Annotated in this window: 18 protein-coding genes and 2 riboswitches; of the genes, 9 read left to right on the forward strand and 9 right to left on the reverse strand. The window is 74.5% G+C overall.

The features are described 5' to 3' along the window. Position 1: 1 nt before the first annotated feature. From mobA to CGE01nite_RS06900, 3 genes are read left to right on the forward strand one after another with little or no spacing between them, the layout of a single operon-like run. Positions 2-775 (forward strand): molybdenum cofactor guanylyltransferase, encoded by a 774-nt coding sequence (mobA, locus tag CGE01nite_RS06890; RefSeq protein WP_141369843.1) that lies wholly within the window; start codon positions 2-4, stop codon positions 773-775. Next, positions 768-1037 carry a DUF6457 domain-containing protein gene (locus CGE01nite_RS06895; RefSeq protein WP_141369845.1) on the forward strand — a complete coding sequence of 90 codons (270 nt, stop codon included), beginning with the start codon at positions 768-770 and terminating at the stop codon, positions 1035-1037. Before mobA ends, CGE01nite_RS06895 begins: the two co-directional genes overlap by 8 nt. Continuing rightward, positions 1034-1267, forward strand: a complete 234-nt coding sequence (locus CGE01nite_RS06900) for a MoaD/ThiS family protein (protein WP_048344398.1) — start codon at positions 1034-1036, stop codon at positions 1265-1267. The genes CGE01nite_RS06895 and CGE01nite_RS06900 overlap by 4 nt, the downstream gene beginning before the upstream one ends. A gap of 48 nt (positions 1268-1315) precedes the next feature. Here the strand turns inward: CGE01nite_RS06900 and moaA are convergent, their stop codons facing one another. From moaA to CGE01nite_RS06915, 3 genes are read right to left on the reverse strand one after another with little or no spacing between them, the layout of a single operon-like run. Then, entirely contained in the window at positions 1316-2374 is a 1059-nt protein-coding gene (moaA, locus tag CGE01nite_RS06905) for a GTP 3',8-cyclase MoaA (RefSeq protein WP_229747317.1), read from the reverse strand. Beyond that, positions 2371-2730: a molybdenum cofactor biosynthesis protein MoaE gene (locus CGE01nite_RS06910; protein WP_371857574.1), complete on the reverse strand. Its 360-nt coding sequence runs from the start codon at positions 2728-2730 to the stop codon at positions 2371-2373. Before CGE01nite_RS06910 ends, moaA begins: the two co-directional genes overlap by 4 nt. 50 nt (positions 2731-2780) lie before the next feature. Then, complete coding sequence (locus CGE01nite_RS06915; RefSeq protein WP_170210915.1) at positions 2781-3260, reverse strand: MogA/MoaB family molybdenum cofactor biosynthesis protein; 480 nt, start codon at positions 3258-3260, stop codon at positions 2781-2783. A 157-nt stretch (positions 3261-3417) separates the two neighbouring features. Further along, positions 3418-3507, forward strand: a riboswitch (glycine riboswitch). Between the two features lie 193 nt (positions 3508-3700). On the opposite strand from CGE01nite_RS06915, the gene gcvP reads away from it, so the two are divergent. The 5 genes from gcvP (at position 3701) to CGE01nite_RS06940 (ending at position 9360) form a co-directional block, all read left to right on the forward strand. Further along, positions 3701-6658: an aminomethyl-transferring glycine dehydrogenase gene (gene gcvP / locus CGE01nite_RS06920; protein ID WP_371857578.1), complete on the forward strand. Its 2958-nt coding sequence runs from the start codon at positions 3701-3703 to the stop codon at positions 6656-6658. Between the two features lie 35 nt (positions 6659-6693). Further along, complete coding sequence (gcvT, locus tag CGE01nite_RS06925) at positions 6694-7863, forward strand: glycine cleavage system aminomethyltransferase GcvT (RefSeq protein ID WP_141369851.1); 1170 nt, start codon at positions 6694-6696, stop codon at positions 7861-7863. A 39-nt stretch (positions 7864-7902) separates the two neighbouring features. Then, on the forward strand, positions 7903-8274 hold the full coding sequence (gene gcvH, locus CGE01nite_RS06930; RefSeq protein ID WP_048344403.1) for a glycine cleavage system protein GcvH: 372 nt from the start codon (positions 7903-7905) through the stop codon (positions 8272-8274). Positions 8275-8565: 291 nt separating this feature from the next. Then, the gene (locus tag CGE01nite_RS06935) at positions 8566-8796 is read left to right on the forward strand and encodes a helix-turn-helix domain-containing protein (RefSeq protein WP_048344404.1); all 231 of its coding nucleotides are present in this window, start codon (positions 8566-8568) and stop codon (positions 8794-8796) included. Between the two features lie 156 nt (positions 8797-8952). Beyond that, positions 8953-9360 carry a (deoxy)nucleoside triphosphate pyrophosphohydrolase gene (locus tag CGE01nite_RS06940; RefSeq protein ID WP_048344405.1) on the forward strand — a complete coding sequence of 136 codons (408 nt, stop codon included), beginning with the start codon at positions 8953-8955 and terminating at the stop codon, positions 9358-9360. A gap of 27 nt (positions 9361-9387) precedes the next feature. Here the strand turns inward: CGE01nite_RS06940 and CGE01nite_RS06945 are convergent, their stop codons facing one another. Beyond that, positions 9388-10536 carry a MalY/PatB family protein gene (locus CGE01nite_RS06945; RefSeq protein WP_218022606.1) on the reverse strand — a complete coding sequence of 383 codons (1149 nt, stop codon included), beginning with the start codon at positions 10534-10536 and terminating at the stop codon, positions 9388-9390. A 235-nt stretch (positions 10537-10771) separates the two neighbouring features. Here CGE01nite_RS06945 and CGE01nite_RS06950 point away from each other — a divergent pair, with 235 nt between their 5' ends. Beyond that, entirely contained in the window at positions 10772-10975 is a 204-nt protein-coding gene (locus CGE01nite_RS06950; protein WP_048344407.1) for a hypothetical protein, read from the forward strand. Positions 10976-11081: 106 nt separating this feature from the next. Here CGE01nite_RS06950 and metE read toward each other — a convergent pair whose 3' ends face one another. The 5 genes from metE to CGE01nite_RS06975 form a co-directional block, all read right to left on the reverse strand. Next, on the reverse strand, positions 11082-13412 hold the full coding sequence (gene metE, locus CGE01nite_RS06955) for a 5-methyltetrahydropteroyltriglutamate--homocysteine S-methyltransferase (RefSeq protein ID WP_048344408.1): 2331 nt from the start codon (positions 13410-13412) through the stop codon (positions 11082-11084). Between the two features lie 114 nt (positions 13413-13526). Next, positions 13527-14576 carry a methylenetetrahydrofolate reductase gene (locus CGE01nite_RS06960; RefSeq protein ID WP_082156551.1) on the reverse strand — a complete coding sequence of 350 codons (1050 nt, stop codon included), beginning with the start codon at positions 14574-14576 and terminating at the stop codon, positions 13527-13529. 39 nt (positions 14577-14615) lie between these two features. Then, positions 14616-14712, reverse strand: a riboswitch (SAM riboswitch). Between the two features lie 154 nt (positions 14713-14866). Next, on the reverse strand, positions 14867-15052 hold the full coding sequence (locus CGE01nite_RS06965) for a hypothetical protein (protein ID WP_048344409.1): 186 nt from the start codon (positions 15050-15052) through the stop codon (positions 14867-14869). Positions 15053-15177: 125 nt separating this feature from the next. Next, entirely contained in the window at positions 15178-15861 is a 684-nt protein-coding gene (locus CGE01nite_RS06970) for a DNA-3-methyladenine glycosylase I (protein WP_141369853.1), read from the reverse strand. 392 nt (positions 15862-16253) lie between these two features. Continuing rightward, positions 16254-20978 (reverse strand): DUF3418 domain-containing protein, encoded by a 4725-nt coding sequence (locus CGE01nite_RS06975; RefSeq protein WP_141369855.1) that lies wholly within the window; start codon positions 20976-20978, stop codon positions 16254-16256. Positions 20979-21065: the final 87 nt, after the last annotated feature.

The raw sequence follows: 21065 nt of genomic DNA on the forward strand, positions 1-21065 counted from the left end.
GGTGTGGGACGCGATCGTGCTCGCGGGCGGCGCCGGTCGTCGGCTGGGAGGTCCCGAGGCGGGCGTGGTGAAGCCCGAGGTCGTCGTCGCCGGGCGGGCGCTCGTCGACCACGCGCTCGCGGCGGTCGCGCAGGCGCGTACGCGCGTGCTCGTCGCCCCGGACGCCCTGGCCCGCCCGGACGTCCCGACGACCCTCGAGGACCCACCGCTCGGCGGCCCGGTCGCGGGGATCGCCGCGGGCCTCGCGCTGCTGGAGGGGCTCGAGGAGGAACGCGAGCACGGGGCGGCCGACGTGGTCGTCGTGCTCGCGTGCGACGTGCCGCGCGCGGGCCTCGTCGTGGGGGCGCTCGTCGCGGCGGCGCAGGACCCCGGTGTGGACGGCGCCCGGCTCGTCGACGACGAGGGTCACCCCCAGCACCTCGTCGCCGCCTACCGCCGCACCGCGCTCGTCCGCGCGCTCGCAGCGCTCCGCGCCGGTGCCGACGACGCCGACGACGTCGCCGCCGACCACCGCGCACCCGCTCACGACCGTGGTGTGCGCGGCGCCTCCGTCCGCCGGCTCGTCGCGACGCTGAGGCTCGCGGACGTCCCGGACCCGGGCGGCGCAGCCGCGGACGCCGACACCTGGCCGGCCATCCACCGGCTGGACGCCGAGCTCGCGTCGGCCGCACCCGACCGCCGGGGGGAGACTCGTACGACCGAACGGGCGGACGCGCACCCGGAGGGTGGCACCATCAGGGAAGCGCACAGCGAGCCGAGGGAGCGTCATGAGTGATCCGCGTCGAGCACCCGGGGCCGACCTGCCGCTGTGGGTCGACCACCTGACCGACCGGCTCGGCGTCGAGCGTGGGCTCGTCGACGTCGACCGCCTGCTCGACCTGTCCAGCGAGGTCGCGCACTCGGTCGCGCGGCCCGCGGTGCCGGTGTCGATGTTCGTCGCCGGGCTCGCGGCCGCGGGACGCACGCCCGACGAGATCGCGGCGATCCTCGCGGACGTCGAGGCGGCCGCGAGCGCGTGGGACGACGAGTCCGCATGATCACCGTCCGCTACTTCGCCGCCGCGGCGGAGGCCGCCGGTCGTGACGCCGAGCAGGTCCCGGCGGGCACGGGTGAGGCGCTGCGCGCCGCGCTGGTCACGCGACACCCGGCCCTCGAGCCGATCCTCGGCCGGTGCGCGCTGCTGGCCGACGGGCGCCGCGTCGAGCCGTCGGACCAGGTCGCGCCCGGCGCGACGCTCGACGTCCTGCCCCCCTTCGCGGGCGGCTGAGCCCTGCCGGCGAGCCGCCGAGCGGGCGGGAGGGGACGGGGCGGGTGGTCAGCCGCCGATCGCGCTCATGGGACGGCGCGGCTGCAGGAACGTGGGGTCGTCGATGTCGTGGCCGGCCTTCTTGCCGGCCAGGCACTGCCGGTACGCGGCCGCGAGGCCCTCGTCGATCAGGGGCGCGGGCTCGTCGGACCGGAGGACGTCGCGCGTGTCGACCTCGGTCTGCGAGAACAGGCACGCACGCAGCTGCCCGTCGGCGGTGAGGCGCAACCGGTCGCACGCGCCGCAGAACGGCGCGGACACCGACGCGATGACGCCCACGGTCGCGGGCCCGCCGTCGACGTGCCAGAGCTCGGCGGGCGCCGCACCCCGGCCGGGGACCTCGGTCAGCGTGAACGCCGCCCGCAGCCGCTCGAGGATCTCCGCCTGCGTGACCATCTCGGTCCGGTCCCAGGTGTGTCCGCCGTCGAGCGGCATCTGCTCGATGAACCGCATCTGGTAGCCGCGTTCGACGGCGAACCGAGTGAGTGCGACGACCTCGTCGTCGTTCACGCCGCGCATCGCGACCGCGTTGATCTTCACCGGGTGCAGCCCGGCGGCGTCGGCCGCCGCGATGCCGGCGAGCGTCTCGACCAGCTTGTCGCGGCGCGTGAGCTCGGCGAAGCGCGCCCGGTCGAGCGTGTCGAGGGAGACGTTGACGCGGGTGAGGCCGGCGTCGCGCAGCGGGGCGGCGAGGGCGGGCAGGCGCAGCGCGTTGGTGGTGAGCGAGACCTCGACAGGCGCCCCGTCGGGGGTGGTGAGCGCGGTCAGGCGGCGCACGACGTCGACGACGTCCACGCGCAGCAGCGGCTCGCCGCCCGTGAGCCGGATCTCCCGGATGCCGAGCGCGACGCCCACCCGGGCGACGTGGACGATCTCGTCGGTGCTGAGCATGGTCGAGCGCGCGAGCCACGGGACGCCCTCGGCGGGCATGCAGTAGGTGCAGCGCAGCGAGCAGCGGTCGGTGAGCGAGATGCGCAGGTCGTGGTGCGCGCGGCCGAACCGGTCGACGAGCGTGCCCCGAGGAGGCACAGCGGGCCCGGGCGGCGAGGTCGGCGGCGGAGTGGTCACAGCCCCACCCAGTGGTGGGTGCCGTCGGCGAGCAGCTCGCGCTTCCAGACCGGCAGCTCGGCCTTGACGGTCTCGACGAGCCGACGGCACGCGTCGAACGCCTCGGCCCGGTGCGCGGCCGCCACGGCCGCCACGATCGCCGCCTCGCCCACGCGCACGTGCCCGACCCGGTGGCTCACGGCGACGCCGAGCACGTCCTCGTCGGACGCGACCTGCGCGGCCAGCCGCTCGAGCGTGCGGCCCGCGTCCGGGTGCGCGCTGTACTCGAGCCCGACGACCTCGCCGACCACCGACGGGTCGTGGTCCCGGACCAGCCCGACGAACGTCGCCACCGCGCCCGCGCGGGGCCCGGACACATGTTCCACGTGAAACAGCAGGTCAAGCGGCTGGTCCGTGACGGCCGCGATCACCCGTGGTCTCCGCCCTCGACCTGGCTCAGCAGGTGGGGGAGCAGCGGCACGAGCACGACGAGCCCCTCCCGCACGCCGCCCGTCGAGCCGGGCAGGTTCACCACGACGACGCCCTCGGCGGTCACCCCGGCCAGCCCGCGGCTGAGCGTGGCGGTGGGCACGTCCGACGACCGGCGCAGCAGCTCGGGCACGCCGGGCAGCTCCTTGGCGAGCAGCGGGCGGGTGCCCTCGGGCGTCTCGTCGCGGGGACCGACGCCCGTCCCACCGGACGTCACGACGAGCCGCGCCCCGCCGCTCACCGCCGCGAGCACCGCGGTGCGGACCGACTCGGCGCCGTCCGGCACGACGACCGGATCGCCCACGGCGTACCCGGCCGAGCGCAGCAGCTCGACCGCGGCAGGACCGGACCGGTCCTCGCGCGTGCCGGCCGCGCAGCGGTCGGAGACGACCACCACGACCGCACGGGGTTCGCTCACCCGGCCAGGCTAACCACGCCTGCGCCCGATCTGCCCGGCGTCTCGCCGTGGAAACCCGGACCGGCACCCGCCGTCACCCGGCAGCGGTGAGCGGGTAGCCTTGCCCCAGCGTCGTCGGCCGGTCCGGTCTCAGCGGCGGACAACTGAACACGCTGCTCGAACCGAGGCGGGAGAGTCCCGCAGGAGCGGGCGCCGAAGGAGCAACCCTCCCCGGGAATCTCTCAGGCCCCTGTACCGCCACGGCGAGGCAACTCTGGAAAGCGGCCGGCCCACCACGGGACGGCCCACCGACGGTGCAAGCCGGCGCGCCCCGGGCTGGATCGACAGCCATGGCGGACCGGCAAAACTCTCAGGTCGTCGCGCCACGCGACGGATGACAGAGCGGGGAGCCCACCACCCGTCCCGGCGTCGCCGGACGACCCCCGGAGCAGCTCGTGTCGATCACCACGCCCCCCGCAGCCACCGCCCCCACGGGCGCCGGGCGCGTCTCGCCCGCCGCGCAGCAGTTCGTCGACCGGCACGTCGGGCCCCGCGGCGACGAGACCGCGCGCATGCTCGCGACGGTCGGCTACGACTCCCTCGATGCCCTGATCGACGCGGCCGTGCCGCAGAGCATCCGCAGCGGCCGCCCGCTGGACCTGCCGGAGGCGCGCGACGAGCACGACGTGCAGGGCGCGCTGCGCGCGATCGCGGACAAGAACCAGGTGCTGCGCCCGATGATCGGCCAGGGCTACTCCGGCACGATCACGCCGCCCGTGATCCGCCGCAACGTGCTCGAGTCGCCCGCCTGGTACACCGCGTACACCCCCTACCAGCCGGAGATCAGCCAGGGTCGTCTCGAGGCGCTGCTCAACTTCCAGACCATGGTCGAGGACCTCACGGGCCTGGCGATCGCGAACGCGAGCCTGCTCGACGAGGCGACCGCGGTGGCCGAGGCCGTGGCGCTCATGTGGCGCGTGCAGCGCGGCAAGGCGGGCACGGTCGTGCTCGACGACCAGCTCTTCGCGCAGTCCCTCGCGGTGACCGTGGGCCGCGCGCAGGCGATCGGCCTGCCCGTGGTGGTGGCCGACCTGTCTCAGGGCCTGCCCGACGTCGAGGGTGACCTGATCGGTCTCGTCGTGCAGCAGGTGGCTGCGTCCGGCCAGGTCCGGGACCTGCGGGACGTGATCGCGACGACGAAGGAGCGCGGCGGGCTGGTCACGGCCGCGACCGACCTCCTGGCGCTCACGCTGCTCACCTCGCCGGGGACGCTCGGCGCGGACGTCGCGGTCGGCTCGGCGCAGCGGTTCGGCGTCCCGTTGTTCGGCGGCGGCCCGCACGCGGCGTTCATGGCGGTGCGCACGGGCCTCGAGCGCATGCTGCCCGGCCGCCTGGTCGGCGTGAGCGTCGACGCGGACGGCGCGCCCGCCTACCGCCTCGCGCTGCAGACCCGCGAGCAGCACATCCGTCGCGAGAAGGCGACGAGCAACATCTGCACCGCGCAGGCCCTGCTCGCGATCGTCGCCTCGATGTACGCGGTGCACCACGGCCCCGACGGCCTGCGCGCGATCGCGGACCGGGTGCACGCACGCGCCCACCGGCTCGCGGAGCTGCTCGTCGAGCACGGCGTCGAGGTCGAGCACGACGCGTTCTTCGACACCGTCCGGACGGTCGTCCCGGGGCGGGCGCGCGAGATCGTCGCGCATGCCGCGCGCCTGGGCGTGAACCTCTTCGCGCCCGACGACGACCACGTGCAGATCGCCTTCGACGAGACGACGACCCCGGCGGACCTGTCGCCGGTGATCGGCGCCTTCGCGCTCGCCGGCGCCACGACGCTCGAGGTCGACGAGCAGGGTCAGGTCGACTTCGGCTTCGTCGCGCAGGACCGTCCGAGCGCACCGCTGCCGGACTGGGCGACGCGCACCGACGAGTTCCTCACGCACCCGGTGTTCCACCTGTACCGCTCCGAGACCGCGATGCTGCGCTACCTGCGCCGGCTCTCGGACCAGGACCTCGCGCTGGACCGCACGATGATCCCGCTGGGATCGTGCACCATGAAGCTCAACGCGACCGCGGAGATGGAGCCCATCTCCTGGCCGCAGTTCGCGGACGTCCACCCGTACGCGCCCGCCGACCAGACGGCCGGCTACGCCGAGCTCGTCACGCAGCTGCAGGACTGGCTCGCGGAGATCACGGGGTACGCGGCGGTCTCGGTGCAGCCGAACGGCGGCTCGCAGGGCGAGTTCGCGGGGCTGCTCGCGATCAAGGCGTACCACCACGCGCGCGGCCAGGCGCAGCGCGACGTGTGCCTCATCCCGGCCTCGGCGCACGGCACGAACGCGGCGAGCGCGGCGCTCGCGGGACTGCGCGTGGTCGTCGTCGCGACCGCCCCGGACGGCGAGATCGAGCTCGACGACCTGCGCGCGAAGCTCGAGCAGCACGGCCCGCAGGTCGCGGCGATCATGATCACGTACCCGTCCACGCACGGCGTGTACGAGGAGCACGTGCGCGAGGTCTGCGACCTGGTGCACGAGGCGGGCGGCCAGGTCTACATCGACGGCGCCAACCTCAACGCGCTCGTCGGCCTGGCGCGCCCCGGCGAGATGGGCGGCGACGTCTCCCACCTCAACCTGCACAAGACGTTCTGCATCCCGCACGGCGGCGGCGGTCCGGGCGTGGGTCCGGTCGCGGTCGCGGCGCACCTCGTGCCGTACCTGCCGGGCAACCCGACGACGAGCCCGACGCGCCCGTCCACGGAGGCCGACCCCGCGGTGCACGTGCCGCCCGTGTCCGCCGCGCCGTGGGGATCGGCCGGCATCCTGCCGATCTCGTGGGCGTACGTCGCGCTCATGGGCCCCGACGGCCTGCGCCGCGCGACCGAGGTGGCTGTGCTCGCCGCGAACTACCTCGCGACCCGCCTGCGCGAGCACTTCCCGGTGCTCTACACAGGCCCGAACGGGCTCGTCGCGCACGAGTGCATCCTCGACCTGCGCGAGCTCACCAAGGACACCGGCGTGACGGCCGAGGACGTGGCCAAGCGCCTGCAGGACTACGGCTTCCACGCCCCGACGCTGTCCTTCCCCGTGCCGGGCACGCTCATGGTCGAGCCGACCGAGAGCGAGGACCTGGCCGAGCTCGACCGGTTCGTCGACGCGATGGTCGCGATCCGCGCGGAGATCGACGAGGTCGCGGCGGGCACGTGGCCGCTCGAGGACTCGCCGCTGCGCAACGCGCCGCACACCGCGGCGTCGGTCACGGCCGACGAGTGGTCGCACCCGTACGGCCGCGAGCTCGCCGCCTACCCGCTGGCGAGCCTGCGCCGGAACAAGTACTGGCCGCCGGTCCGCCGGATCGACGGGGCCCGGGGAGACCGCAACCTGGTCTGCTCGTGCCCGCCGGTCGAGTCCTTCGCCGAGTGAACCCCGCAGGACGAGAGCACACCGAGGAGCACCGCATGAGCGAGCACGAGGCACGCCGGTCGCCGCTGCACGACGAGCACGTCGCGCTGGGCGCCGCGCTCACCGACTTCGCGGGGTGGCAGATGCCCCTGCGGTACGGCTCGGACGTCGCGGAGCACACCGCGGTGCGCACCGCGGCCGGGCTGTTCGACCTGTCGCACATGGGCGAGCTGTGGGTCACGGGACCGGGGGCGGGCGACGCGCTCGACCGCGCGCTCGTCGGGAACCTCACGGCGCTCGCGGTGGGCCGCGCGCGCTACACGATGCTCTGCGCCCCCGACGGCGGCGTGCTCGACGACCTCGTCGTGTACCGCCTCGCCGACGAGGACGGCGCGGCGCAGGCCTCGCGCCGCTACCTCGTCGTCGCCAACGCCTCCAACGTGGACGTGGTGCGCGACGCGCTCACGGAGCGGCTCGCGGGCCGCGACGACGTGACGCTCACCGACCGTTCGCTCGAGACCGCGCTCATCGCGGTGCAGGGCCCGCGTGCCGAGCAGGTCGTCGTCGGCCTGGTCGACGACCCGGCCGAGGCCGAGGCGGTGCGCACGCTCACGTACTACGCGTCCGTGCCGGCGCGCGTCGCCGGGCTCGACGCGCTCGTCGCGCGCACCGGCTACACGGGCGAGGACGGCTACGAGCTGTTCGTGCCCGCGCCGGACGCCCCCACGCTGTGGCGCGCGGTGCTGGACGCCGGCACGCCGCTGGGCCTGGTCCCCGCGGGCCTGTCCGCGCGCGACTCGCTGCGCCTCGAGGCCGGCATGCCGCTGTACGGCAACGAGCTCGACACCACGACGACCCCGCACGACGCCGGCCTGGGCCGCGTGGTCAAGCTCGACAAGGTCGACGACGAGGGTGCGCCCCTGCCGTTCGTCGGCCGCGAGCCGCTCGCCGCGCGCGCCGCGTCGGCGCCCGCGCGCACGCTCGTCGGGCTGCAGGGTCTGTCCCGCCGCGCCGCACGCCACGGCTACCCGGTGGTCACCGGCTACGGCGCGGTCGTCGGGACCGTGACGTCCGGGGCGCCGTCGCCGACCCTCGGCCACCCCGTCGCGATGGCCTACGTGACCCCCGAGGTCAGCGCCGAGGGCACCGAGCTGGCCGTGGACGTGCGCGGCCGGCACGAGCCCGTGCGAGTGGTTCCACTTCCCTTCTACCGCCGCGACCGGTAGACCTCCTTAGTAGACGACGTACGAGAGCGGAGCACCTCCATGACTGACCTCCCCGCCGACCTGAAGTACACGCTCGAGCACGAGTGGCTGACCGACGGGAGCCCCGCGACGGTCGGCATCACGTCCGTGGCCGCCGAGGCGCTCGGCGACATCGTCTACCTCGAGCTCCCCGCGGTCGGTGAGTCGATCGACGCCGGCACCGTGATCGGTGAGATCGAGTCCACCAAGTCCGTCTCCGAGCTGTTCTCGCCGGTCTCCGGCACCGTGGTCGAGGTCAACACCGCGGCCGTCGACGACCCGTCGGTCGTCAACGCCGACCCGTTCGGCGCGGGCTGGCTCCTCAAGGTCGAGGTCACCACCGCCGGTCCGCTGCTCACCGCCGAGGAGTACGCCGCCCACGCGGCGGGCTAGGCGACGCCGGTCGGGGGAACCGTCCGGCACCGCCGACGACGCCGCGTCGCGGGTGACGCGCACATGGGCCGAACGGGTGAAAGCCCGGGGCCGCACCGGGGTCGGGTGTATCAGGCCGACGACCTCGCGTTCATTGTGGGCACAAGCGGGACGACCCGTGGGTGCGGATCACGGTGAGAAAAAGAAGTCGGGCGAAACGGCGTCATGGACGCGTGCCCGGCCCCTCTCATCCACCGAATGACCCACGGATGCCCGGCACTGCCGGGCCCGTGCAGCCGATCGGAGGACAAGATGAGCATGTTGGAGACCACCGGGACCGTGACGGTCGCGGAGACTCTCACCCGTCGTGAGCGCGTGGTGCTCGCGGAGCTTGCCGAGGACGTCACGCTCGAGGAGATCGCCACCCAGCTCTTCGTCACGCGCAACACCGTCAAGTCGCAGGTCCGCAGCGTCTACCGCAAGATCGGCGTCTCGACGCGCGCCGAGGCCGTCGCGTGGGCGGTCGAGCACGGCATCCGCTGACTCCCGCCTCGTCGACCCACGCCGCTCCACGACGAACGGTGGTCTCCGCTCCGGCGGACACACCCGACCGGCCCGCTCCCTCCAGGGCGGGCCGTCGTCGTCCCCGGGCCCCTTGGCGGTCCCGGTCGGGCGCAGTTCGACTGGCAGACTCACCGCATGGATCCCGTGCTCGTCGTGGCCGCCGCGATCGTCGACGACCTCGACGCGCCGTACGAGCTGCTCGCCGCCCGACGCACGACGCCCGCGAGCCTCGCAGGGCGGTGGGAGTTCCCGGGCGGCAAGGTCGACGACGGCGAGTCCCCGGTCGACGCGCTGCACCGGGAGATCCGCGAGGAGCTGGGCGTGCGGATCACGCTCGGTGCCGAGGTCGTCGGGCCCGACGACGGGCTGTGGCGGCTCTCCGAGAAGTACGTGATGCGGCTGTGGTGGGCCGAGCTCGCGAGCGGTACGCCCGAGCCCCTGGTCGAGCACGACGAGCTGCGGTGGCTGCCCCGCGCGCACTGGATGGACGTGCCGTGGCTCGACGCGGACGTGCGCATCGTCGAGTCCCTGCGCGTGCCCTGACCGCAGCGGTCAGGAGCCCCGCGCCGGTCAGGCGGGGGCCGGTCTGGCGAGTGCCGCCGCGATGCGGCTCACCGCGTCGGTGAGGATCGCCGGCGACGTCGCGAAGTTGAGCCGCACGAACCCGTCGCCTGGAGCGCCGAACGTGTGGCCCGGATTGACCGCGACGCGCCCCTCGGTGAGCACGCGCGCAGCCGGGTTGGCGTCGCCCGGGAGCTGCGCGCGCAGGTCCAGCCACGCGAAGTAGGTGGCGTCGCCGGGCGTCCAGGCGACCAGCGGCAGGTGCTCGTCGAGCAGGCCGCGCAGGTGCGCGCGGCTCTCACGCAACGAGTCGAGCAGCGCGTCCAGCCAGTCCCCGCCACCGGTCAGCGCCGCCGCGTGCACGAGCACCGGGACGTGGCCGACGCCCATGCCGACCAGCTCGGAGAGCCGGGCCAGGTCGGCCACCGCGTCCGGGCCGGGCACCGCGAGCGCCGCCTTGAGGCCCGCGAGGTTGAACGCCTTCGACGCGGAGTGCAGCGCGACCGCGTCGGGGATCACGGTCGTCGCCGAGGTGAACGGCTCGTCGAGCGCGAGCGGAGCGTGCACCTCGTCGGACACGACGCGCACGCCGTGCTCCGCCGCCAGCGCGCCGACCGCGCGCAGCTCGTCGGGCCGGTGCATCGTGCCCGTCGGGTTGTGCGGGTGGCACAGCAGGTAGGCCGCCCGGCGCCCGTCGGACCGGGCCCGCGCGAACGCCGCGTCGAGTGCCGCGAGGTCGAGGCGGCCGTCCGCGCCCAGGTCCGCCGTGACCACCCGGCGGCCGATGCGCTCGACGAAGCCGCGGAACGGCGGGTACACGGGCGGGTTGATGACGACCGCGTCCCCGGGGTCGGTGAGCAGCGACAGCACCTCGACCGAGCCCTGCATCACGTCGGGGACCAGCGCGATCGTCGCCGGGTCCACGGTCCAGCCCCAGCGACCCTCGGCGAACCCCGCGAACGCCTCCTGGTACGGCCGGCCCGCCGGGTACCCCGTGTCGCTGCGCCGCACGACGTCGGCCAGCGCCCGCTCGACCGGCTCGCACACGCGCACGTCCATCTCGGCGACGAACAGCGGCAGCACCTCGGCGGGGTAGCGTCGCCACTTCTGGCTCGTGCGGCTGCGCAGCTCGTCGAGGGGAACGTCGAAGACACTCACGGCTCGGACACTACCCACCCGGGCGCCCCCCACCCTCCACAGCCTGCGCCCCAGATGTCCGGTTCGCCGCTACGGTCGTCTCCCATGGACGCGAGCACCCTGCCTCCCGAGCTCGGGACCTCAGAGTGGCCCAGTCGGCGCCGGACCGGGTCGCGGTGGCCCTCGTCGCGGTCGCGTCCAGCAAGTACCGCAAGAGCATCAGCACGCCACGCAGGGTGACGAGGAGGCGGCGACCGTGAAGCAGAGCGATGCGACGTCCGGCCACACGGTCCGGCGTGGGCCCGCCCGCCGCCTGAGCGCGAGCGACCGTGCGGCATTCGAGGTCCTGGACGCCAAGCTCGCCCCTGGCGGTGAGTACGCCGTGAAGGCCGCGCAGCGTGAGAAGGATCGAGAAGCTCGCGATGCCGCGATCATGCGCCTGATCACCAAGGGTGCCTGAGCGGCAGGTGGCGCAGGGCGGGGAGAGCCCCGGGCGGGTGAGCCGGGGTCGGTCACGACCAACGGGCCGGCCCCCGCAGGGAGGACCGGCCCGTCGACGGACTGCGTCAGAGCGTGGCGCGGACCGTGCGGGTCGCCGCCAGGATGCGCTCGAGCGAGGGGGTGACCTCCTCGTAGCGGCGGGTCTTCAGGCCGCAGTCCGGGTTGACCCAGAGCTGGTCGACCGCGATCGCCTTCACCGCGTCGGTGAGGAGCTCGGTGACCTCCTCCTCGGACGGGACGCGCGGCGAGTGGATGTCGTAGACGCCCGGGCCGACCGCGCGCGGGTAGCCCGCCGCCGCGATGTCGCCGAGGATCTCCATCTTCGAGCGCGCGGCCTCGATGGACGTCACGTCGGCGTCGAGGCCGTCGATCGCGCCCATGATCTGGCCGAACTCCGAGTAGCACAGGTGCGTGTGGATCTGGGTGTCCGGGCGCACGCCCGACGTCGAGAGCCGGAACGAGCTCACCGACCAGTCGAGGTAGTCCGCGTGGTCCGCCTCGCGCAGCGGGAGCAGCTCGCGCAGCGCGGGCTCGTCGACCTGGATCACGGCGATGCCCGCGGCCTCGAGGTCGGCGATCTCGTCGCGCAGTGCCAGGCCCACCTGGTTGGCGGTCTCGCGCAGCGGCTGGTCGTCGCGCACGAAGCTCCACGCGAGGATCGTGACCGGACCGGTGAGCATGCCCTTGACGGGCTTGTCCGTGAGCGACTGGGTGTACGTGGTCCAGTCGACGGTGATCGGCTTCGGCCGCGAGACGTCGCCCCACAGGATCGACGGACGCGTGCAGCGCGAGCCGTACGACTGCACCCAGCCGTTGCGCGTGACCGCGAACCCGTCGAGGTTCTCCGCGAAGTACTGGACCATGTCGTTGCGCTCGGGCTCGCCGTGCACCAGCACGTCCAGGCCGATCCGCTCCTGCAGCTCGACGACGCGGCGGATCTCCGCCTTCATCTCCTCGACGTACTGCTCGTCGGTCAGCTCGCCCTTGCCGTGCGCGGCGCGGGCCTTGCGGATCTCAGGCGTCTGCGGGAACGAGCCGATCGTCGTCGTCGGCAGCGGCGGCAGGTTCAGGCGCGCGGCCTGGGCGATCTTGCGGTCGTCGAAGTCCCCGCGGTGGAACGCGTCCTCGGTCAACGAGCCGGTGCGCTCGCGGACCTCGGGCCGCACGACGCCCGGCGCACCGCGGCGCGAGGCGACGGCGTCGGAGGCCTCGAGCAGCTGCTCGTGGATCGCCTCGCGGCCCTCCGACAGGCCCTCGGCGAGCGTGACGACCTCGGCGACCTTCTGGTCGGCGAACGCGAGCCAGCTCTTCAGCGCGGGGTCCAGGTCCGGCTCGTCGGCCGTGTCGTGCGGCACGTGGAACAGCGACGTCGACGTGCCGACCGTGACGGCGGCGGCGCCCAGCACCTCGAGCTGCTCGAGCACCTGGAGCTTGGCGTCGAGGTCCGCGCGCCAGATGTTGTGCCCGTCGATGACCCCCGCGACCAGCGTCTTGGTCTCCAGGCCCGGGACGGCCTCGGCGGGCGCAGCGCCCTTGACCAGGTCCAGGCCGATCGCCTCGACATCGGTGGCGGCCAGCACCGGGAGCGCCGCGCCCAGGTCGCCGTACGGGGCGGCGACGAAGATCGCGGGCCGCTGCGGACGGGTCAGGTCGGTGCTCAGCGCGCGGTACGCCTCGACGGTCGCGGCGAGCAGGCGCTCGACCGGCACGTCGATGCTCTCCGAGACGAGCGCCGGCTCCTCGAGCTGCACCCACGTGGCGCCCGCGGCGGCGAGATCCTGCAGCAGGTCGGCGTAGACCGGCAGCAGGTCGTGCAGGCGGTCGATCGGGGAGAAGTCCGCGGGTGCGCCCTCGGTGGCCTTCGCGAGCGCGAGGTAGGTCACCGGACCGACGATCACAGGGCGCGTGAGCACGCCCTCGGAGAGCGCCTCGACGAACTCCGCGACCGGACGCGTGCCCGCGTAGCGGAACGTCGTCTCGGGGCCGATCTCCGGAACCAGGTAGTGGTAGTTCGTGTCGAACCACTTGGTCATCTCGAGCGGCAGGTCGTCGCCGCGGCCGCGCGCCACGGTCGAGTAGCCCGCGAGGTCGAGTGCGCCGTCCTCGTCGACCAGGTCGGCGAACCGCGCGGGGATCGCGCCGACGACCGCGCTCGCGTCGAGCACGTGGTCGTAGAACGAGAACGCGCTCGGGATCGCGGGGACGTCCTTCGGCAGGCCGAGCTCGACCAGGCGGTCACGCGTCCGACGACGCAGCTGCGCGGCGGTCGCCTCGACCTCGTCGGCCGTCGACCGCCCGGCCCAGAACGCCTCGATGGCCTTCTTGAGCTCGCGGCGCGGCCCGATGCGCGGGTAGCCGAGCACGGAGCCGGTCGGGAACTGCGGGGTCTCGCTCATCAGGGTCCAGCCTTCGGTGTCGTGGTCGTGCAGGGGACTGACGTTCTGGGGTGGTGCTCGGGTGGTGCGTGGTTCTCGGGTCGTGCGTGGGTGCGGGCGGGCCGACGACGGGCGTCAGTCGCGACCGCGGCCGTCCAGGTCGGCGCCCTCGAGCAGGTCGAGCGCGGCGCCGTGGGTGTTGAACGTGTAGAGGTGCACGCCCGGTGCGCCGCCGTCGAGGATCCCGTTGATGAGGTCCACGCCCGCGCGGATCCCGCGGCGGTGCCGCTCGCGCTCGTCGTCCGCCGAGGCGAGCGTCTCGAGCAGCGCGCGGGGCACGGGGACGCCCGTGAGCGCCTGCACGCGCTCGAGGCGCGCCGGGTCGGTCGCCGGGATGATGCCCGGGATGATCGGGATGACCACGCCGGCCTCGCGCGCCTCGGCGACGAGCCCGAGGTACGCCTCGGCGTCGTAGAACACCTGAGTGATCGCGAAGTCCGCGCCCGCCTCCTGCTTGGCCAGCAGGGAGGCCACGTCCTGCGCTCGCGTGCCGCCCGTCGCCGCGTTGCCGCGCGGGAACGCGGCGACCGCGACCGACAGCGGCCGCACCCGCGCCCGCACCGCCTGGGCGGGGCTCGCCGTGCACCGGCGGCTCTCGATCTCGCGCAGCAGCCCGACGAGCTCGCTCGCGGTCGCCAGGCCGTCGGGGTGCGCCTGCCAGTCGTCCTGGCCCACAGGCGGGTCGCCGCGCAGCGCGAGGAACGAGCGGACGCCCTCGTCGAGGAACTCCTCGACGATCGTCGTGATCTCCTCGCGGCTCGTCCCGACGCACGTCAGGTGCGCGATCGGCGACAGCGACGTCTCCTGGAGCAGCCGGGACACCAGCGCGCGCGACGTCTCGCGCGTCTTGCCCGAGGCGCCGTAGGTCACCGAGACGAAGTCCGGGTGCACCGACTCGAGCGCCCGCACGGTCTCCCACAGGCGCGGGGCGGCCTGCGGGTTGCGCGGCGGGAAGAGCTCGAACGAGATCGTCGGGCGGTCGACGCTGCCCAGCGGACGCGGTGACGGCGCGACGTGCGTGCCGGTCACGGCGCGCGTCTCGGTCGTCGTGGTGGCGCCGGGCGCGGCGAGCGCGTCGGAGGGCCGCGGGGCGGCCACGGGCGGGACTGCGGTCGCGGCGCTCACGCGGACGGACCGTTCAGACACGAGGTCTGCGACATGTCGACTCCATCGGTCCTGGCGGAAGCACCCACACCCTCGTCGCGGAGGGGGGTTGCTGCGGCGTCAACGAGCCAGGTCTCTCGGCCGCTCTGGATGGTTGTCGTGATCGTAGGCCGGGAGCCCACATGCTGACCACGAGTTCTCACTTTGTGAGACCGGCGGGTCGCAGGGCGGACAGTCCACGACTGCGTCGGCCGTCGTGGAACGCGAGGGGGCGATCGCGTCCCTTGCTGGTGCGGCCCGGGGCGCGGAGGTCAGCCGAGCGGGCGCGGGCGCTGGTGGGGGATCTCGCCCCAGTTCAGGGCGCCGCCGGCCACCGACAGCAGGCCCGCCTCGACGGCCTCGAGCACGTCGGCGTCCGGTGCCTGGGCACCGGCCATGGCCTCCCGCGCACCGAGAACGGCTTCGAGCCGCATCTCGGGGTCGGGCATCTCGGTCATGCGCGGAACTGTAGCCGCGGTCCTCGATCAGGCGAAGTCCCGGCGCAGCGATCACCCGAGCGGAGCACACGCCGCCGCGACGGACACGTGTCCCGGGACCGGCGGCCGCGCCCGGGGCAACCGGGTCAGTGGGGTGCGGAAGGGCAGGTCACGAGGTGGTCGTCGACGAGTCCGCACGCCTGCATCGCCGCGTAGGCGGTTGTCGGCCCGATGAACCGGAACCCTGCCGACTTGAGCTCGCGGGCGAGCGCGCGCGACTCGGGCGTGGCCGCCGGGACGTCCGCCCACGACGCGGGCCGCACGTGCTGCGAACGGTCCGGCGCGAACGACCAGAAGATCGCGTCGAGGGTTCGACCGGACGCGTGCAGGTCCAGCAGCGCGCGGGCGTTGGCGATCGTGGCCTCGATCTTCTGCCGGTTCCGCACGATGCCCGCGTCCCCCAGCAGCCGTTCGACGTCGTGCTCGTCGTACCCCGCGACGACCTCCGGATCGAACCCCGCGAACGCCGCCCGGAACGACTCACGCTTGCGCAGCACCGTGATCCACGCGAGCCCGGACTGGAACCCCTCGAGGGCGATCCGCTCGAACAGCGCCGCCTCGCCGTGCACGGGGACGCCCCACTCCTCGTCGTGGTAGCGCTCGTAGAGCGGGTCCCCGTCCCCGAAGCACCGCCCGCTGACCCGAGGTGGCTCGGGTGCGCTCGCGGGCGCCGGCAGTGCGCTCAGGACATCGGGCGTGCGGGCATCGGGCGTGCGGGCATCAGGTGTGAGCGCGTCAGGTGTGAGCGCGTCAGGTGGGGATGCAGCCATGGGGCGAGTCTGGCCCGTGGCACCGACACGCGTGGCCTCTTCGACACAACCTGTGGACGACGAGCGGTCACCCCCGCCGCACCCCCGCCCCCGCCCCGACTCGACCGGCCCCGACGCGACCCGCCTCGGCTCGACCCGACCCGGCTCGACCCAGTGTCTGCTCCGGCTTTGACGGTGGAATGCGCGAGTGGCCGCTGGGTCGTCGTCTTCCGGTCCGCGACCCAGCGTGTGCTCCGGCTCCGGCGGTGGAATGCGCGAGTAACCGCTGGGTCGTCGTCTTCCCAATCCGCGACCCAGCGTGTGCTCCGGCTTTGGCGGTGGGATGCGCGAGTAGGCGCTGGGTCGTGGGGCTTCTAGTGATCGAGGCGGGGCTGCGGTGGCTCGGCGGAGCGTCAGGACAGCGCGGTGAGCAGCTTGCGGACGCGCTGCGGAGAGACCGGCGTCGGCGTGCCGAGCTGCTGCGCGAACAGGCTCACGCGGAGCTCCTCGATCTGCCACCGGACCTCGGCCCGGCGTGCCGGGTCAGCACCGGGCGCCGCGGCCAGCGCGTCCTCGAGGTCACGCACCTGCCACGCCAGGTCCGCGTCGCGCGCGGGGTTCTCCGCGGCCTTCGTCAGTCGGTACCGGGCCGCGCGCAGGTAGCGCGGCAGGTGCACCAGGCGGTCGGCACCCGTCTCGACGACGAAGCCCGCGTGCACCAGGCCGCCGGCCTGCGCCCGGACGTCCGAGGCGGTGGCCAGCAGCGCCAGGCTCGTCGTGCCCTTGAGGTCGACCTCGAGCTCGCGCCAGGCCGTGAGCACGTCGACGAGCGTGCCGACGAGCGCGTGCACCCGGTCCTCGAGCCGGTCGCGCAGCCACGTGCGCAGCTCGGCGTACTGCGCGGCGTCGCGGACATCCTGCGGGGCGCGGCGCGGCGTCCCGGCGCCGAGGTGCTCGGCGACGAGCGCGTCGATCGCCGCGAGCTGCACGTCCTCGACCAGCGCCTCGCGGCTGGGGTAGGGGTTGGCGGCCAGCGCGAGCGCCTGCGCGCCGCTCCAGCGCGACGTGACGCGCGCCGGGGCGAGCCCGATGTCGAGCAGCAGCAGGCGTCGCAGCCCGGCGCGTGCGGCGGCCGGGCGCGCGGACTCGTCGGCGAGCGTGCGCACCGAGACCGTCGCCGGTCCGCCCGCGCGCTCCTCGACCAGCGAGGGGAACGCGCGCACGAGCGTCGCGCCCGAGCGCACCTCGACCACCTCGGGGAGCGTGAGGTCGTCGGGCCACGTCGTGAGCCCGCTCCGCGTGACACCCTCCACGAGCGACCCCGCGGCCGACGAGCCCGTCCCCGACGGGCCCCCCGCCGACGAGCCGGCAGCAGACGGACCCGCAGACGACAAGCCCGCAGCCGACGAGGCTCCCGACGATCCCCCGGCGCCCGCGGACGCACCCGCGCGGTCCGACGAGCTGCCCGGCACCGCGCCGCCCCCGCCGCCCGGCCGACGCCGTTCGTCGTCCCGCCCACGCCCGCGCGGCGCAGGACGGCCCGCGTCGTCGGCCACCAGACCCGCCTCGCGCATCGCCTGCCGCAGCGCGGACCGCACCGCCGTGTCGACCGCGTCCTGCGCACGCCCCGCGAGCCGGTGCTGCAGCGCGGCGAGGTCCTTGCCCTCGTCGACCACCCCGCCGCGGTCGCCGACCACCCGGAACGTCACGCGCAGGTGCGCGGGCAGCCGCTCGTCGTCGAAGGCGTCGGCGGGGACGTCCACGTCCCGCACGGCGCGCACGGCCGAGGCGAACGCCTGGTGGAACGACGGAGCGGCGTCGCCGGCGCGGACCGTGTCGGCCCACGACGCGGTGTGCTCGCGCAGCCACGCGCTCACCGCGCGGCCCACGTCGGGTGCCGGGACCAGCTGCACGCGCACGGGCTTGGGCAGCGCGCGGATCGTCGCGACGACGAGCTCGTCGAGCAGCCCGGGCACCATCCAGCCGAACCCGTCGGGCGTGAGCCGCGGCAGCTGCGCGAGCGGGATGTGGACGGTGACCCCGTCGGCCTCGGTGCCGGGCTCGAACTGGTAGGTCAGCGGAAGCGACAGGTCGCCCTGCGGCCAGCGCGACGGGAACGACGACTCGTCGATCGCGTCCGCGTCGGACGAGACGAGCAGCTCGCGCGAGTACGTGAGCAGGTCGGGGTCGCGGCGCCGCGCGGTCTTCCACCACTGGTCGAAATGCCGCGCCGAGACGACGTCGGCCGGCACGCGCTCGTCGTAGAAGTCGAACAGCGCGTCCTCGTCGGCCAGCAGGTCCGCGCGGCGGGCGCGCGCCGCGAGCTCGGTGGCCTCGGCGAGCAGGCGCCGGTTCTCGTGGAAGAACTCGTGGTGCGTGGTCCACTCACCCTGCACGAGCGCGTGCCGCACGAACAGCTCGCGCGCCGCCTCCGGGTCGACCTTCGCGTACAGCACGCGCCGCCCCGCGACGACGGGCAGGCCGTACAGCAGGACGCGCTCGGTGCACATCGCGGCGCCCTGCTTGGTGGACCACGCCGGGTCTGAGTACGAGCGCTTGACGAGGTGAGCGCCGAGCTCCTCGGCCCACGCCGGGTCGATGCGCGCGACGTCGCGCGCCCACAGCCGGGACGTCTCGACGAGCTCGGCGGACATCACCCAGGCGGGTGGCTTCTTCGCGAGCCCCGAGCCGGGGAAGATCGCGAACCGCGCGCCGCGCGCCCCGAGGTACTCGTTGCGGCCCCGGCGGTCGGGCTTGCCCGGGGTGCGTCGGTCGCCACGACGAGCGGGCGCGGCGACCTCGGTGGCCTCCTGCATGCCCACGTGCGACAGCAGCCCTGCGAGCACCGAGCGGTGGATCGCGTCGGCGTCCCACTCCTGGCGCAGCTCGCCGCGCCGCGGCCCGCCACCCGCCTGCTCGTCGGCCGCGTCCCCGGTCCCGCCAGGTGAGCCCGCTGTGGCCGACGACCCGACGAGATCGGCAGTCCGGTCCGAGCTCGGCAGTCCGGACTGCCGAACCGGCGTCGCTGTGCCGAGCTCGCCGCGGCCGCGCGCGCGGTCCGCCCCGGGCAGGTGCTTGGCCAGGTCCTTGAGCTGGGTCACCACGTCCTGCCACTCGCGGACGCGCAGGTAGTTGAGGTGCTCGCTGCGGCACAGGCGGCGGAACGCGTTGCCGGACAGCTCGCACTGCTGCTCGCGCAGGTACGTCCACAGGTTGAGGTAGGACAGCAGGTCGGAGGTCGGGTCGGCGAACCGTGCGTGCAGCGCGTCGGCCTTCTCGCGCTCCTCGGACGGGCGTTCGCGCGGGTCCTGGATGGACAGCGCGGCCGCGACGACGACGACCTCGCGCAGCACCCCGCGCCGCGCCGCCTCGACGACCATGCGCGCGAGCCGCGGGTCCACGGGCAGCTGCGCGAGCGCGCGACCCGTCTCGGTGAGCCGCGTCCCGCCCGCGCCCGTCTCGATCGCGCCGAGCTCGGTCAGCAGCTGCACGCCGTCGCGCACCGCGCGCACGTCCGGCGGGTCGACGAACGGGAAGTCCACGACGTCCTCGGGGGTCGCCGCGACGCCCACCGCGATCATCTGCAGGATCACGGACGCGAGCGACGTGCGCAGGATCTCCGGCTCGGTGAACCGGTCGCGGCGCTCGAAGTCCTCCTGCGAGTACAGCCGGATCGCGATGCCGTCGGCCACACGACCGCACCGGCCCGACCGCTGGTTCGCCGACGCCTGGCTGATCGGCTCGATCGGCAGCCGCTGCACCTTGGTCGCCTTCGACCAGCGGCTGATGCGCGCCGTGCCCGGGTCCACCACGTACCGGATGCCCGGCACGGTCAGCGACGTCTCCGCGACGTTCGTCGCGAGCACCACGCGGCGGCCCTGGTGCGACGAGAACACGCGGTGCTGCTCGGCCGCCGACAGCCGCGAGTACAGCGGCAGCAGCTCGACCGCCTGCGGGTGCCGCGGGTCGGTGACGCGCGTGCCGAGAGAGGCGCGCAGCGCGTCGGCCGCGTCGCGGATCTCACGCTCGCCGGACAGGAACACCAGGATGTCGCCGGGGCCCTCCGCGCTGAGCTCGTCGACGGCCTCGGTGATGCCCGTCATGAGGTCGCGCTCCCGGACCGCCTGACGTGCCGGCGCACGGGACGACGAGCTCGCGGCCGACGATCGCGCACCGCCCTTCGTCGGACGGGACGACGAGCGCCCCCCGCGACCCGGACGCTCGTCGGAATCCGTGAGCTCGTCCTCGTCGTCGACGCCGAGCGCGTCCGGCGACAACGGCCGGTACCGCAGCTCGACCGGGTACGTGCGCCCCGTGACCTCGACCACCGGGGCGGGGACGCCGTCGGGGTGCTCGGGCGTCGCCGGTCCCGCGAAGTGCCGCGCGAACCGGGCCGAGTCGATCGTCGCCGAGGTGATGACGACCTTGAGGTCCGGGCGGCGCGGCAGCAGGCGCGTGAGGTAGCCGAGCAGGAAGTCGATGTTGAGCGAGCGCTCGTGCGCCTCGTCGATGATCAGCGTGTCGTACGCCAGCAGCAGCGGGTCGCGCTGGATCGCCGCGAGCAGGATGCCGTCCGTCATGACCTTGACGAGCGTGTGCTCGCTGGACGTGTCCGTGAACCGCACCTGGTACCCGACGAGCTCGCCGAGCGGCGTGCCGATCTCCTGCGCGATGCGCTCCGCGACGCTGCGGGCCGCGATGCGCCGAGGCTGGGTGTGGCCGATCTGGCCCTCGCGGCCGCGGCCCAGGCCCAGCACGATCTTGGGGATCTGCGTCGTCTTGCCCGAGCCGGTCTCGCCCGCGACGACGACGACCTGGTGGTCGCGGATCGCCGCGGCGATGTCCTCGCGGCGCGCGCTGACCGGGAGCTCGGGCGGGTAGGTGAGCGGGGGCAGGACCGCCGCCGCACGTGCCTGCGCGGCCCGCGCTCGTCGTGCCGCGCCCCCGCCCCGCGGGTTCGTCGTCTGTCCACCCTGCGTCTGTTCGGTCGTCGTCCGGCCCTGCTGGCCCTGGCGTCGCTTGCCGGGGCGGCCCCGGCGCTGCCCTGCGGGCCGGTCTCCCGACTGCTCACCCGAGCGACCGGAGGCGCGGCGGGGACGGTCCGCGCGGTCCGGGTGCTGGGGCTGGTCGGTGGTCACGACCTCCCATCCTCCCAGGTCTGCCCGGAGGTCCGCCCCTGGATTCCGCTGAGCCGGGTGCGAGCGGTCCCCGTGTGATGAGGTGGG

It is taken from the genome of Cellulomonas gelida, assembly GCF_006538725.1.
GTDB classification, from domain to species: Bacteria; Actinomycetota; Actinomycetes; order Actinomycetales; family Cellulomonadaceae; genus Cellulomonas; species Cellulomonas gelida.